We start from the raw sequence: 14,483 nt of genomic DNA on the forward strand, positions 1-14,483 counted from the left end.
CGCGCTGGAATGCCAGGCATGCTCCGTGGGATCATCGCCGCCCTGGCGCGACCATCCCTCGGAGATTCACATGTCATTGCTCAGCAAGAAAGCCGTCGTCCTGTTGCTGGCGGCGGTCGCCGGTTTCGGCGCCCTCAACGCCCAGGCAGCCAAGCCCAAGGAAAAGGCCTCGACCAACAACGTGTCGATGCTCGACGGCAAGTTCACCTTCGTCCTGCCCAAAGGCTTCACCGCCGACCCGCTGCCGGCCGGGCCAACCGGTGCCAAGGGCACGATGTACACCAATCAGGCGACCAAGACTGTGGTGATCGCCGCGGAAAACCAGATCGCCGGCGGCGCCAGCGTCAAGGACAACGACAACGAATTTCTCGATGGCAGCCTGGCGAGTTTCATCGATGACCAGCGCAAGGCCCTGCCGGACTTCAACAAGCTCAGCGAAAAAAGCCTGACCCAGAAAAGCAGCGGCCTCGGCGTGCGTCAGGTCGACAGCACCGCCACTCAGGGCGGCGGCCAGACCCTCAATACCACGCTGCTCGCCGCCTCCGGCAAGCGCATGGCGCTGGTCCAGGTGATTTCCCGGGCCAGCGACAAGAGCGGTCACGATGCGCTGGTGAAAACCATCCTCAAGGACAAGTGATCCTTACGGATTGAGCTGCTGCAGCCAGGCGTTCAAGTCCCGCAGTTCGGCAGAACTGATGCTGTGGCCGACACCGGGATAAGCGTGAAACTCGGGTTTGTAGGCAAGTTTTTGCAGCAGCGCATTGGCCGCGGTGCCGTCGCGGTACGGCACCCGATCATCGGCGGTGCCGTGGCCGATGAAGATCTTCAGCGGCAACGGTGGCTGCTGCGCCTTGAGCTCGGTTTTCAACACCGGCAAAAGGCGTCCGCTCAACGCCGCGATGCCACCGACCGCCACGGGCGGACGCAAGCCCACCTCGTACGTCATCATCGCGCCCTGGCTGAAGCCGATCAGGTACACCTTGTCCGGGCTGGCGTGATATTTCTTCGCCGCCTGGGCGACAAACTCCCGCAGTTTCTGACCGCTGGCCTTCAGATCATCGGTCTCACCGTTGTAGGCGCCTTCGCCTTTTTTGCGAAACCACTGGAAACGCCCTTCGCCCAACGCCAACGGCGCCTGCACCGAAAGGTAGTTGTACTGCGCCGGCAGCTGAAACTTCATACCGATCAGATCGGCTTCGTTACTGCCGTAACCGTGCAGAAAAATCACCAGCGGCCGAGTGTTCGCGTCCGGGTGAACCTGTTCGATGTATTTCAGTGGCAAATCGCTTTGCAGCGTGGTTTGCGCGTGGACGACGCTGGACGCCAGCAGGGTTAACAGGGCAAACGCCTTCAACATAGAGCCTTCCTTCACAGAGTGTCGGGTTCGTCGGTGAGCCTAACACTCTCTGAAGATTGTGGTGCTGGCGAGACCGCTATCGCGAGCAGGCTCGCTCCTACAGGGAAAACGCATTCCAAATGTAGGAGTGAGCCTGCTCGCGATGAGGCCGGAAAATCCAAGGAAATCTGTCAGTCGTTTATCAGCTTGCCCTCCCGAATCGGCTCACGCCCCGCCACCTTGGCCTGCCAGATCCCCGGCTGGGTATAACGCCCGCGATCAATCGCAAACAGCACGCCACTGGTGCCGGCGCGGACGGTGGTGAGGCGGTCGTTCAACGGATCCACCACCTCGAACAGCGCATCGCCCTGCTCGACCCACTCCCCGGCATTGCGCAGGAAACTGACCACGCCATGGTGCGGCGCGAACAGGTATTCGGTGCCTTCGAACGGCATGCCTTCGCAGCATTCGCTCGGCGCCGCCGGCCATTCGCCGCTGATGAAGCCCTGCTCGGCGAGAAAGCCGAGAATCGCTTCACAATTGGCCTGCGCCTGATCGACCCGCGTGTCGCCCATGCTGCCCAGTTCAAGGGTGGTGGCGAGGTTCGCCGGGGGAATCGCCGCACTCGGAAACGCTCGCGCCAGACGCAGCCACGGCGATGAGCACGATTCATCGAACGAACTGCCACCGGAGTCTTCGCACAACAAGGCCACGCCGGCCTTCAGTCGCGCCGCCAGCGATTGCCAGCGCGGCCAGTGTTGCGGCAATGCGTAAATGTGAATCGCCGCGTCGAAATCGCAATGCAGATCGAGGGTGATGTCGGCGTCGCAGGCATGGCGCAGCAGCAAGCGGTGCAGCGCTTCCAGTTGCGAGGCCGGGGCTGGCAACTCATCGAGCACCTGGCCCATGGTCTGGCGGATCAGCGCGATGTTGGCCTCGGCGTCGCTGCCCAGTTGCTCGCCGATGCGCGCCGCCACCGGCGCACTGAGTTCAACAAACGCGCGGTTGAAATTCTTCCCGCTGCCCAACTCGAAGCGCCCCATGTGGCTGCCTTGCAGATGCTGGTCGAGGCCAATCGGGTTGGCCACCGGCACCAGCTCGATCACGCCTTGCAGACGACCCTGCTGTTCCAGCGCGTTGAGGCGTTGCTTGAGTTCCCACGCGGTGCGCATCCCCGGCAGTTCGTCGGCGTGCAGGCTGGCCTGGATGTACACCTTGCGGCTGCCCGCGCCGTAACGGAAGACGCTGAGGGAACGTTCGCTGCCCAGATGGCTCCAGGGCAGGACATGGTCGATGCGTTGCATGGGAAAACTCCTGAATGGCTGGATCACGCAGATCCCCTGTAGGAGTGAGCCTGCTCGCGATAGCGGTGTGTCAGGCACTAAAGCGGCTGAATGTTAAACCGCTATCGCGAGCAGGCTCACTCCTACAGGGTTCTCCTATGAATCAGAGCACAAAAAAAGTGGCCACCGCGCAAACGGGACCACTTTTTTCTACAGCGTATTAATGGCCGTACACGTCAAAGTCGAAGTACTTGTCCTGGACTTTCTTGTACTCGCCATTGGCGCGGATTTCGGTGATGGCCTTGTTGAATTTCTCGGCCAGCTCGGTATCGCCCTTGCGCACCGCGATGCCCGCGCCGCCGCCGAAGTACTTGGCGTCTTCGTAGGTCGGGCCGACGAATTCGAAGCCTTTGCCGGCGTCGGTCTTCAGGAAACCGTCGCTGAGGTTGACCGAGTCGGCGAGCATCGCGTCGAGACGACCGGATTTCATGTCGAGGTTGGCTTCCTGTTGCGAGCCGTAGCGTACCACTTCAAACCCGGCGTCCTTGGCCATGTCGGTGGCGTAGCGGTCGTGGGTACTGGCGCGCAGCACGCCGACTTTCTTGCCCTTGAGCTCGGTCAGCGGGTCTTTGACACCGGAGCCTTCCTTCATCACGAAGCGCGCCGGGGTGTGGTAGTACTTGATGGTGAAATCGACGTTTTTCTTGCGGTCATCCGTAATGGTCATCGAGGACAGGATTGCGTCGATCTTCTTCACTTTGAGTGCCGGGATCAGGCCGTCGAATTCCTGCTCGACCCACACGCATTTGACATCCATCTGTTTGCACAGGGCATCGCCGATATCGACGTCGAACCCGGTGAGTTTGCCATCAGCGGTTTTCATCGAGAATGGCGGGTAAGCGGCTTCGATCCCCAGACGAATCGGTTTGGCGTCTTCGGCCACTGCGGTCAGGGACAACATCGACAGTGCCAGGGCACCGAACATCACTAGCTTCTTCATTTATTACTCCTGTGTGCGGAGGCTTTTATTGGCAGCTTTCGATTGGCGTTCGGTCATGGCCATTGAGCAGCAAAAACCGACGTGGCCGGCAGTCTATGGCGGGGCGCACAGGGCAAATTGTGTTTAGGCGACAAATACTTACAGAAAATCGGCGCACGCGTTGACCGGGATCAACAGTGCGCCGACATGGTGCAAAGGCTGTAGGACAAACTCCGATTCTGCTCAGGAAATGGCTGAAAAAACTGTCAGCATTCGCAGGCAATGACAACTCGGGCAGGCTGTTCGACACTCAGCGAAAAACCCTCATCCAGCCAGCCGGTCACGCCGCCAATCATCTCCTTGACCGGGTAACCCAACGCCGCCAGTTTCACCGCAGCCTTGTTGGCGCCGTTGCAGTGCGGGCCGGCGCAATAGACCACGAACAACGTGCTCGTCGAATACTCCGCCAGGCCTTCGGCGGTCAGCAAGCGGGTCGGAATGTTGATCGCGCCCGGCACGTGACCGCGCTCGAACGCCAGAGGACCGCGCACATCGACCAGGACAAAATCGACTTCACCGGCCTCCTGGCTGCTGTACACGTCAGAACAATCGGTTTCAAACGTCAGACGGTTGCTGAAATGCATCAGGGCAATGGCCGACGGTGCAGCAGGAATGTTGCGAACCAGGCTGGTCATGTTGTGTGGCTCCTTCATCTGTTGGGGTGTGAGCAGACTTTATCGGGCCAGCGCTTGGCGCTACAGTGGCGCGCAAGACACTCACCGGGAATTTTCCGCCAAATGCCTGACTCACCTGGATTGGTTGCGATTCTGGCCTACGATGGCCTCTGTACCTTCGAGTTCGGCATTGCCGTGGAGATTTTCGGCCTGCCCCGGCCGGAATTCGATTTCCCGTGGTACGAGCACTGCATCGTCGCCGTCGATCAAGGGCCGATGCGCGCCATGGGCGGGATTCACGTATTGGCCGACGGCGGCCTGGAGCTGCTGGCGCAGGCGCGCACCATCATCATTCCCGGTTGGCGCGACCGCGAGGCCCCGGTGCCGCCGGCGCTGATCGGCGCCTTGCGACAGGCCCACGCCCAGGGTGCGCGGTTGCTGTCAATTTGCTCAGGGGTGTTTGTGCTGGCCGCCAGTGGCTTGCTCGACGGCCACGGTGCGACCACCCACTGGCGCTACACCGAAGAACTGGCGCGACGCTTTCCGGCGATTGCGGTCGATCCGGGTGTGCTTTACGTCGACTCCGGCCAGTTGATCACCTCGGCGGGCAGTGCCGCCGGGATCGACGCCTGCCTGCATCTGCTGGCACGGGACTTCGGCACCCAGGTCGCCAATTCAGTGGCCCGGCGTCTGGTGATGTCGCCGCAACGCACTGGCGGTCAGGCACAGTTCATCCCGACGCCGGTCAGCGCGACGCCGCGCAACGACTTGTCGCGGGTGATGCAGTGGGCCCGCGAGCGCTTGCACCAACCGCTGGAAGTGCGCGATCTGGCCAGCGAAGCGGCGATGAGCGAGCGCACCTTTTTGCGCCATTTCACCGAAGCCAGCGGACAATCGCCCAAAGCGTGGCTGCAACACGAGCGACTGGCCCGGGCGCGGGAATTACTGGAGAGCAGCGTGCACAACACCGAGCAGATTGCCCTGCGCTGCGGTTATCGCTCGGTGGAAAGTTTTCGCGTGGCGTTTCGCAGCGTGGTCGGGGTGCCGCCGTCGGTGTATCGGGAGCGGTTTGGGCGTGGGGTCAAAGCGATATCCTGAGGTGGCTGTGATGACCCCTTCGCGAGCAGGCTCGCTCCCACATTTGAAATGGGTCCCCCTGTAGGAGCGAGCCTGCTCGCGAAGAGGCCAGCCCAGACAGACATAATCTAGGGCTTGCGCAACAGATAGGTATCCATGATCCACCCATGCTCGGCCCGCGCCGCTTTGCGCGTGCGCTCGATTTGATCCGCAACATCCTTGAGCTTGCCGCTGATCAGAATCTCATCCGGCGTGCCGAGGTAAGCGCCCCAGTAAATCTCGGTCTGCTGATCCGCCACGCTGTGGTAAGAGTCCTCGGCATCGAGCATCACCACCAGGCTGTCCGTGTCACTCACCTGCCCCGCCGCCAGACGCCGGCCCGTGGTGATTTCGACTGACCGGCCAATGCTGTTCAACGGCACTTTATGCTGCGCCGCCAACGCCTGAACGCTGGTTATCCCAGGGATCACTTCAAACTCGAAAGCACAGCGGCCTGACACCCGAATCGCCTGCAGGATACGAATCGTGCTGTCGTACAACGCCGGGTCGCCCCACACGAGGAAACTGCCGCATTCGTTGTCGGCCAATTCTTCATTGATCAGCCGTTCAAAGGTTTCCTGCTTGGCACGGTTCAGATCATCGACCGCGCGGGTGTAGTCCACGTCGCCGCGCGCGCGCTCGGGGCTGTGGGATTCGACGAAGCGATACCCAGGGTCGGTGATGTAGCGCGCACAGATGTCGCGCCGCAGATCGATCAGTTTGTCCTTGCTCGGGCCTTTGTCCATCAGAAAGAACACGTCGACCTGATTCAGCGCCTTTACCGCCTGCATCGTGATGTAGTCGGGATTTCCGGCGCCGATGCCAATGACCAGCAGTCGTTTCATTACAGTGCTCCCGCAAGATCGATACCCGGCAAGCGTAGCCGCCAGATGCCGTTGAACCGCAGTTCAACCATGGACAACGGTTCAACATCAATGGCGTTGAACGCCGCGCCCTGTAACACCTGCATCAGTGCCGCACGCACCACAAACGGATGGGTGACGGCGACGATGTGCCCCGATACGCCTTGCAGACTGGTCAGCCATGCCGCCACGCGTTCGCTCAACTGCATTACCGACTCGCCACCATGCGGTGCCGCCTGCGGATCATGGATCCACGCCTGCAAGGCCTCGGCCTCGCGCACTTGCAGATCCTTGATCGCTTGCCCGTGCCAGCGCCCCAAATCGCAATCGCGCAGCGCTTCGTCCACCTGCGGCGGCGCACCGAACCATTCGGCGGTCTGGCGCGTACGCAATTCCGGCCCGCACAACAAACGGCTGGCACCGCTGAACTTCGCGGCCAACGCGCCAATCGCGAATGGCGAATTTTCAACAGGCTCGTTCGTAGGAAAGCGCGACAATTTCTGTGCGACGGTTCGCGCGTGGCAAATCAAAGTCAAACGGGTGGACTGCACAGGGTTTCACTCGATGAACATCAGCTGAATCGGCGGCAAATCGCCGGTCTTGTGGCAATTGTGCCGTAACACGGTCGCTTCAGGGGATCTCGTGAACCTCCAGCCCAGTACTCTGAAGTAGAAAAAGCGGCAATGTCTGACACGCCTGGAGGCAATGGACTACAAGAGGCACAGACTCAGGTGTAGCCCTTGTTACTCAGGGTTGTGAGCTTATTTAAACGTCGAATCGCCAACGCTAAAAATTCACTAGACATGTAACCTGAGTTACATAAATACTGTTTTAACGGATTGTGAAACGAATTCAACACCCCCCCCCCTTCATCCAGCAGGAGCCCGGATGCCCCCTCTGAGAGACTTGATCACCGACCCCGGCCTGGAACTGACGCCGTCGGAGCGCAAAGTGATTCGCGCCCTGCTCGACCAGTATCCACGCAACGGCCTGGGTCCGATGGCGCGTCTGGCCGAGCACGCCGGCGTCAGCGATCCGACCATCGTGCGGCTGGTGAAGAAGCTCGGATTCGGCGGTTACGCCGAGTTTCAGGACGCCCTGCTCAGCGACATGGATCACCGTCTGCGTTCGCCGCGCACCCTGTTGCAGCCGCGTTCGCACCTGAACAAGGACGATGCCTGGGGCCATTATCTGGCTGACAGCCAACGCCTGCTGGTGGAAACCCAGGTTCTGACGCAACCCGAAGACGTGCGCATTCTGCTCGACTGGCTGCTCGATACCCGGCACCAGATCTACTGCTTCGGCGGGCGCTTCAGCAGCCTGATGGCCAACTACCTGCTCAACCACCTGCGCTTGCTGCGGCCCGGCTGCTTTGCCCTGGAGGACAACGCGCAACTGCCCGACCGCCTATTCGATCTGCAACGCCAGGACGTGGTGCTGCTGTTCGACTATCGGCGCTACCAGTCCCAGGCCCTGCGGGTGGCCTCGGCGGCGAAGAACAACAACGCGCGGGTGGTGCTGTTCACCGACATCTATGCCTCGCCACTGCGTGAACTGGCTGACCTGATCATCAGTGCTCCGGTGGAATCGGCCTCGCCGTTCGACACCATGGTGCCGGCGCTGGCCCAGGTCGAGGCGCTGATTGCCTGCCTGACCCTGCGCAGCCCCGATCTGGCCGATCGCCTGGAAGGCATCGACGCCCTGCGCAACGACTTCAACACCCATCTGCTGGAGGATAAATAAGGATGTTCAGTCTTCCCCACCGCTCGCCGCGGGATTTGCCGTTCGTCACCGGTCACACCGCTCTGTTGCTGGTGGACATGCAGCGTGCCTGGCTCGAACCGCAGTTCGACCCGCACCTGAACGGCCCGGATGCCGAGTATTTCCTGACCCGCGCGCACATGCAGGTGGTGCCCAACCAGCGCCGCTTGCTCAGTGCCTTTCGCGAAGCGCGGCAGAATGTGCTGCACACGATTATCGAAAGCCTGACCGCCGACGGTCGCGACCGCTCGCTGGATCACAAACTGTCGGACATGCACTTGCCCAAGGGCAGCACCCAGGCGCGGATCATCGACGACCTGACCCCGGTGGAAAACGAAATCGTGTTGCCGAAAACCTCGTCCGGGGTGTTCAACTCGACCAACATCGATTACGTACTGCGCAACCTCGAAACCCGCCACCTGATCATTGCCGGCATCGTCACCGACCAGTGCGTCGACATGGCCGTGCGCGATGCCGCCGACCGTGGCTATCTGGTGACGCTGGTCGAAGACGCCTGCGCCACCTACACCCCGGCGCGGCATGACGCCTGCCTCAACGCGATCAAGGGTTACTGCTGGATCACTGACACACAAACCGTGCTCGGCCGCTTGCAGGAGATGCGTCCATGAGCGAGCGCCTGACGCCGTTGCCGATGACCACCATCGTCACCACCGACCTGATCGGCATCACCCGTGGCCGCTCGTTTCCCACCGATCAGCTGGAACATTATCAAGCGGCCGGGTGCGGCTGGGTGCCAGCCAACAGCGCACTGACGCCTCAGGACATCATCGCCTCGACCAACCCATGGGGCGCTTATGGTGATTTGCGGTTGATTCCCGATCTGGCCAGTCGCGTGACGGTCGGTAATGGCCCGGACGCCGCAGCACCGGCGCTGGACTTCATCCATGGCGACATCCGCGAGACCGATGGCCGGCCGTGGAGCGCTTGCCCGCGCACGTTGTTGCGCGATGAAATCGAGCGCTATCGCGACGACCTCGGTTTGCAGGTCAACGCGGCGTTCGAACACGAATTCAACCTGCATGCCGGTTTTGCCGAGCATCTGGCGTTTTCCCTTGAAGCCCAGCGGCAGGGGGCCGAGTTCGGCGGCTGGCTGCTCAGCGCGTTGCGCGCCGGCGGTGTCGAGCCGGAAATGTTCCTGCCCGAATACGGCAAGCACCAATACGAAATCACCTGCCGGCCGACCCTCGGGGTGGCGGCGGCGGATCGTGCGGTCAACGTGCGCGAGATCACCCGCGAAATCGCCCGACAAATGGGTGTCGACGTCAGCTTCGCGCCGAAAATCAAGGCCGACGCGGTGTGCAACGGCGTGCACCTGCACGTCAGTCTGCTCGACCTGCAAGGTCTGCCGCTGCTCTACGACGCCGGCACCAGCAACGGTCTGTCGACCCTCGGCCAGCATTGGGCCGCCGGGATCCTGCATTATTTGCCGGCGCTGTGTGCGTTCACCGCGCCGACACCGGTGTCGTACGAGCGTTTGCAGCCGCACCACTGGAGCGCGTCCTATGCGTGTCTGGGGCAGCAGAACCGTGAAGCGGCGCTGCGCATCTGCCCGACCGTGAGCCTGGGCGGCAAATCCGTGGCGGCGCAGTACAACCTCGAATTCCGCGCGATGGACGCCACCGCCTCGCCGCATCTGGCAATGGCCGCGCTGCTGATCGCCGGACGGCTGGGCATTGAACAGCGTCTGGCGCTAAACGCGATCACCGATGAAATTCCCGATTCACTCAACGACGAGCAACGCAAGGCCCGGGGCATTGTGGCCCTGCCCGCCTCGCTGGCCCAGGCGCTGGATTGCCTGCGTGACAGTGCAGCCTTCAATCAATGGCTGCCCAAGCCGCTGCTCGACACTTACCACGCCCTTAAAACCGAGGAACTGGCGCTGACGGAACAGCTCTCGCCCGCTGACCTGTGTGAGCACTATGCACGCCTGTACTGAATCCGCCGAGCTGGGGTTGTACACCCGCCCGGTCTACAACCTGAGCCGCGAAGATTCATCGCATCCGTTGATTCTGGTGTGCGAGCACGCCAGCCGCTACATCCCCGAGGCCCTGAACAATCTGGGCCTGGACGATGCCGCCGCGCGCGAACACATCGCCTGGGACATCGGCGCACTGCAACTGGCCGAAAAGCTCTCGGAGACACTCGGCGCGACACTGTTGAGCGCCAACTATTCACGGCTGCTGATCGACCTCAATCGGCCCCGGCATGCCCCCGACAGCATTCCGGGGCAGAGCGAGATTTATCAGGTGCCGGGTAACCGCGAGCTGGACGAAGCCACGCGCGAATACCGGCGCCAGACCCTGTTCAAACCGTTTCACGCCCGGCTGCAGACCCTGATCGACCAGCGCGTTGCACAAGGCCAAGCAGTACGGGTAGTGGGGATTCACAGTTTTACCCCGGTGTATTACGGCCAGCCGCGCTCACTGGAAGTCGGCGTGCTGTTCGGTCAGGCCGGCGCCTATGCGCAACGGGTGATCGATGGCCTCGGCCAGCACCCGTTGAACGTCGCGGGCAACCAGCCGTACCGGGTTGATCCGCTGGGCGACATGACCGTGCCAGTGCACGGCGATGCCCGGGGGCTGGAATCGGTGTTGATCGAGGTGCGCAACGACCTGCTGCGCAGCCCCGAAGCGGTATCGTTGTGGGCCGAGCGCCTGGCGCCGCTGCTGTAAAGAATGCTGCAAGACTGCTGACGCTGTAACGATGGATCGACATAACAACTAAAACGCTGGATAGGCTGACAAGGAGTTGCGCTTCATGGAAATAGAAGAGTTCGGCTACAAACAGGAGTTGAAACGTAGCCTGACACTGACCGACCTGGTGGTGTACGGGATGATCTTCATGATCCCCATCGCCCCCTTCGGCGTGTATGGCTACGTGAATGCCGAGGCGCCCGGAATGGTGCCGCTGGCCTACATCATCGGCATGGTCGCGATGCTGTTCACCGCGCTGAGCTACGGCAGCATGGCCAAGGCGTTTCCGATCGCCGGTTCGGTGTATTCCTACGCACAACGCGGCCTCAATCAACACGTCGGTTTCATCGCCGGCTGGCTGATGCTGCTCGACTACCTGCTGATTCCACCGCTGCTGTACGTCTACGCGGCGATGGCCCTGAACCATCTGTACCCGGACATTCCGAAGGTCGGCTTCATTCTGGCGTTTCTGGTCAGCGCGACATTCGTCAACCTGCGCGGCATCACCTTCACCGCACGGATGAACATCATCTTCCTGCTGGCACAGCTGGTGGTGTTGGGGATTTTCCTGTTCTATGCCTGGAACGCTTTGCACAACGGTGGCGGCAACGGCGAGCTGACCCTGGCGCCGCTGTATCACCCGGAAACGTTCAATTTCGCCCTGCTGATGCAAGCGGTGTCGATTGCCGTGCTGTCGTTCCTTGGCTTCGATGCGATCTCGACCCTCGCCGAAGAAATCAAAGGCGATCCGGGCCGCAGCGTCGGCCGCGCAGCGTTGATCACGCTGGTGGTGATGGGCGTGATTTTCGTCGTACAGACCTGGATCGCCACCGATCTGGCCGCCGGCATGGGCTTCAAGTCCGCCGACACCGCGTTCTATGAAATCGCCGAAATCGCCGCTGGCAGCTGGCTGGCCACCCTGACCGGGGTGGCGACCGCGCTGGCCTGGGGTGTCGCAGTAGCGATCACCTCGCAAGCGGCAGTGTCGCGCCTGCTGTTCGGCATGGCCCGCGATGGCAGGTTGCCAAAAGTCCTGGCCAAGGTGCACCCGAAGCACAACACCCCGTACCTGAGCATTTATCTGGTGGCGGTGCTGTCGCTGGTGATCTGCTACCTGTTCATCAATTCGGTCGACACCCTGACCTCGCTGGTCAACTTCGGTGCCCTCAGCGGTTTCATGCTGCTGCACCTGACAGTGATCAACTACTACTGGCGTCGGCAGAAGTCCGGTCAGGTCGTACGCCATCTGATCTGCCCGGTGATCGGCTTCATCATCGTCGCCGCCATCATGTACAACATGGGCGTCGATGCGCAGAAACTCGGCCTGATCTGGATTGCGCTGGGTCTGGTGTACCTGTTCTTCCTGAACAAGCTCGGCGCCAGCACAGCGCTGCCTGACCCGAGCAATGGCTGACAAGAAAAAGAGCGGCGTCTGACATCAAATCAGGCGACCGCCGCTTTAAAGCGTGGCAACCGACAGTGATAGTCAGGTTCGGTGGGGATCACCGGACCCTTTGATACAGGAGTGCATCCATGCTGGTCTTACGCCCAGTCGAGACAACCGACCTGCCGCAATTGCAGCAGCTGGCCCGCGACAGCCTGGTCGGCGTCACGTCGCTGCCTGACGACGTCGAACGCCTGCGCGAAAAAATCGCCGGCTCCTGTGCCTCGTTCGACAACGACATTCAGGCGCAAGGCCCGGAGAACTACTTCTTCGTGCTGGAAGACCTCGACACTCAACGGCTGGTCGGTTGCTCGGAGATCCTCGCCACGGCCGGTTTCAACGAACCGTTCTACAGCTTGCGCAATCGCCACTTCACCAGTGCTTCGCGGGAACTGAACATCGAGCACGGGGTGCCGGCGTTGTCACTGTGTCACGACCTCAGCGGACACACGCTATTGCGCGGGTTTCACATCGACAACGCACTGGTGCGCAGCGCCTTTTCCGAATTGCTGTCGCGGGCACGGCTGCTGTTCATCGCCGCTCACGCACAACGCTTTGCCGATGCGGTGATCACCGAGATCGTCGGCTATAGCGATGAGAACGGTCATTCGCCGTTCTGGGACGCACTGGGCAAACACTTCTTCGACCTGCCCTACGTCGAGGCCGAGCGCCTGTGCGGCCTGCAAAGCCGCACGTTTCTCGCCGAACTGATGCCGCAATACCCGATTTACGTACCGATGCTGCCCCCGGCAGCACAGGAATGCATCGGCCGGATTCACCCGGACGGTCAGGAAGCGTTCGACATCCTCGAACGCGAAGGCTTTGAAACCAACAGCTACATCGATCTGTTCGATGCGGGCCCAACCCTGTATGCGCGCACCGCAAACATCCGTTCGATCGCCCGCAGCCAGACCGCCAGCGTGCGCCAGCAAGCGCCGATCGACACGCGTGGCCATTACCTGCTGAGTAACGACGCGCTGCAAGGTTTCCGGGCCATCGTCGCCGAACTGGATTACCAGCCTGAGCAACCGTTGTCGCTGACGCCGGATCTGTGTGCCGCACTGAAGGTCACCGATGGCAGCACGATCAGGGTGATAGCCCTGTGAACCGCCACCGGCTGCACACCCAACGACAGTGCCCGAACAGGCGCGTACAAGGAGTTACCGCATGATCGTCCGTCCGGTCAAAGTCAGCGACCTGCCAGCACTGATGACCCTGGTGCAACAGGCCGGCCCGGGGTTCACCACCCTCCCGGCCAATGAGGATCGCCTCGCCCACCGGGTGCGTTGGGCCCAGCGCGCGTTTTCCGGACAAGTGGAACGGGCCGACGCCGATTATCTGTTCGTGCTTGAAGATGACGACCTGCGGGTGATCGGCGTCAGCGCCCTGACCGGCGCGGTAGGCTTGCGCGAGCCGTGGTACAACTACCGAGTCGGCCTGACCGTGAGTTCGGCACCGGATCTGGGCATTTCGCGGCAGATCCCCACGCTGTTTCTCAATAACGAGCTGACCGGCCAGTCGGAACTGTGTTCGCTGTTCCTTCAGCATGAGCAACGCCATGGCAACAATGGACGGCTGCTGTCGCTCGGGCGGCTGCTGTTCGTGGCCGAGTTTCCGCAACTGTTTGGCGAGAAGATGATCGCCGAACTGCGCGGCAGTGCCGATGAACTCGGTTGCTCGCCGTTCTGGGACAGTCTGGGCCGGCATTTCTTCCAGATGGACTTCAGCCATGCTGACCACTTGTCGGGTCTGGGCAACAAGTCGTTCATCGCCGAACTGATGCCGCGCCAGCCGTTGTACACCTGCATGCTCACCGAACAGGCACAGGCGGCCATCGGCCAGGCGCATCCCAATACCGAGCCCGCGCTGAAGATCCTGCGCGAAGAAGGATTTGTGCATAAGGGCTACATCGACATCTTCGACGGTGGCCCGGTGATCGAAGCACCGATCGGCAACATTCGTACCGTGCGCGACAGCCTGGCGCTGACCCTGAGTCTCGGCACGCCGGACGATCAGGCACCGTTGTGGCTGATCCACAACCGGCGCCTGGAGAACTGCCGCATCACCGTGGCCCCCGGTCGTCTGGTCGGCAATACCCTGGTGGTCGATCGCCTCACCGCCAAGCGCCTGCAACTGCAACCGGGCAATTCGGTGCGCGCCGTGCTGCTGCCCAGGCAACAGCAACAGGCGGTAGCGGCCTGATCTGCGGTTTAGCCAGTGAAAATCCGCTGACTGCCGATGAAACCTTTCAGCCGCTGGATCCTTCATCAACGCCTCACTCGCAAATTCGTCATGAACCTTGACCCATTCGCG

The 14,483-nt window shown here is 61.5% G+C and carries 15 protein-coding genes; 9 read left to right on the forward strand and 6 right to left on the reverse strand.

Features of this window, described 5'->3' with window-relative positions; translation table 11 throughout:
• The first annotated feature begins 70 nt into the window (after positions 1-70).
• Positions 71-637 carry a DcrB/PsbP domain-containing protein gene (locus tag ACOYXG_RS16350; protein WP_027611648.1) on the forward strand — a complete coding sequence of 189 codons (567 nt, stop codon included), beginning with the start codon at positions 71-73 and terminating at the stop codon, positions 635-637.
• A gap of 3 nt (positions 638-640) precedes the next feature.
• Here ACOYXG_RS16350 and ACOYXG_RS16355 read toward each other — a convergent pair whose 3' ends face one another.
• The 4 genes from ACOYXG_RS16355 to ACOYXG_RS16370 form a co-directional block, all read right to left on the reverse strand.
• A complete protein-coding gene (locus ACOYXG_RS16355) occupies positions 641-1,357 on the reverse strand; it encodes an alpha/beta hydrolase (RefSeq protein ID WP_460352814.1) in 717 nt (238 codons plus the stop codon).
• A 170-nt stretch (positions 1,358-1,527) separates the two neighbouring features.
• Positions 1,528-2,640 carry a M14 family metallopeptidase gene (locus ACOYXG_RS16360; protein WP_460352816.1) on the reverse strand — a complete coding sequence of 371 codons (1,113 nt, stop codon included), beginning with the start codon at positions 2,638-2,640 and terminating at the stop codon, positions 1,528-1,530.
• 199 nt (positions 2,641-2,839) lie between these two features.
• A complete protein-coding gene (locus tag ACOYXG_RS16365; protein WP_003226194.1) occupies positions 2,840-3,619 on the reverse strand; it encodes an ABC transporter substrate-binding protein in 780 nt (259 codons plus the stop codon).
• A gap of 245 nt (positions 3,620-3,864) precedes the next feature.
• Complete coding sequence (locus ACOYXG_RS16370; protein ID WP_460352819.1) at positions 3,865-4,293, reverse strand: rhodanese-like domain-containing protein; 429 nt, start codon at positions 4,291-4,293, stop codon at positions 3,865-3,867.
• Positions 4,294-4,395: 102 nt separating this feature from the next.
• On the opposite strand from ACOYXG_RS16370, the gene ftrA reads away from it, so the two are divergent.
• The gene (gene ftrA, locus ACOYXG_RS16375) at positions 4,396-5,370 is read left to right on the forward strand and encodes a transcriptional regulator FtrA (RefSeq protein WP_460352821.1); all 975 of its coding nucleotides are present in this window, start codon (positions 4,396-4,398) and stop codon (positions 5,368-5,370) included.
• A gap of 107 nt (positions 5,371-5,477) precedes the next feature.
• On the opposite strand, the gene cobF is transcribed toward ftrA, so the two are convergent.
• Together cobF and ACOYXG_RS16385 are read right to left on the reverse strand one after the other, a co-directional pair.
• Positions 5,478-6,233: a precorrin-6A synthase (deacetylating) gene (gene cobF, locus ACOYXG_RS16380; RefSeq protein ID WP_460352823.1), complete on the reverse strand. Its 756-nt coding sequence runs from the start codon at positions 6,231-6,233 to the stop codon at positions 5,478-5,480.
• Positions 6,233-6,691 carry a histidine phosphatase family protein gene (locus tag ACOYXG_RS16385; RefSeq protein ID WP_460352825.1) on the reverse strand — a complete coding sequence of 153 codons (459 nt, stop codon included), beginning with the start codon at positions 6,689-6,691 and terminating at the stop codon, positions 6,233-6,235. The genes cobF and ACOYXG_RS16385 overlap by 1 nt, the downstream gene beginning before the upstream one ends.
• A gap of 448 nt (positions 6,692-7,139) precedes the next feature.
• Between ACOYXG_RS16385 and ACOYXG_RS16390 the strand changes: the two genes are divergently transcribed.
• The 7 genes from ACOYXG_RS16390 to astA all read left to right on the forward strand — a co-directional run bounded on the left by ACOYXG_RS16390 (position 7,140) and on the right by astA (position 14,372).
• Positions 7,140-7,994: a MurR/RpiR family transcriptional regulator gene (locus tag ACOYXG_RS16390; RefSeq protein WP_027611641.1), complete on the forward strand. Its 855-nt coding sequence runs from the start codon at positions 7,140-7,142 to the stop codon at positions 7,992-7,994.
• Positions 7,995-7,996: 2 nt separating this feature from the next.
• Complete coding sequence (locus ACOYXG_RS16395) at positions 7,997-8,641, forward strand: cysteine hydrolase family protein (protein ID WP_027611640.1); 645 nt, start codon at positions 7,997-7,999, stop codon at positions 8,639-8,641.
• Complete coding sequence (locus tag ACOYXG_RS16400) at positions 8,638-9,969, forward strand: type I glutamate--ammonia ligase (protein ID WP_097088808.1); 1,332 nt, start codon at positions 8,638-8,640, stop codon at positions 9,967-9,969. Before ACOYXG_RS16395 ends, ACOYXG_RS16400 begins: the two co-directional genes overlap by 4 nt.
• The gene (locus tag ACOYXG_RS16405; protein WP_096796506.1) at positions 9,953-10,705 is read left to right on the forward strand and encodes an N-formylglutamate amidohydrolase; all 753 of its coding nucleotides are present in this window, start codon (positions 9,953-9,955) and stop codon (positions 10,703-10,705) included. Before ACOYXG_RS16400 ends, ACOYXG_RS16405 begins: the two co-directional genes overlap by 17 nt.
• A gap of 85 nt (positions 10,706-10,790) precedes the next feature.
• Positions 10,791-12,140: an APC family permease gene (locus tag ACOYXG_RS16410; RefSeq protein ID WP_460352829.1), complete on the forward strand. Its 1,350-nt coding sequence runs from the start codon at positions 10,791-10,793 to the stop codon at positions 12,138-12,140.
• Between the two features lie 119 nt (positions 12,141-12,259).
• The gene (locus ACOYXG_RS16415) at positions 12,260-13,276 is read left to right on the forward strand and encodes an arginine N-succinyltransferase (protein ID WP_460352831.1); all 1,017 of its coding nucleotides are present in this window, start codon (positions 12,260-12,262) and stop codon (positions 13,274-13,276) included.
• A gap of 61 nt (positions 13,277-13,337) precedes the next feature.
• Complete coding sequence (gene astA / locus ACOYXG_RS16420) at positions 13,338-14,372, forward strand: arginine N-succinyltransferase (RefSeq protein WP_134786762.1); 1,035 nt, start codon at positions 13,338-13,340, stop codon at positions 14,370-14,372.
• Positions 14,373-14,483: the final 111 nt, after the last annotated feature.

The organism is Pseudomonas sp. G3-39 (assembly GCF_054790485.1).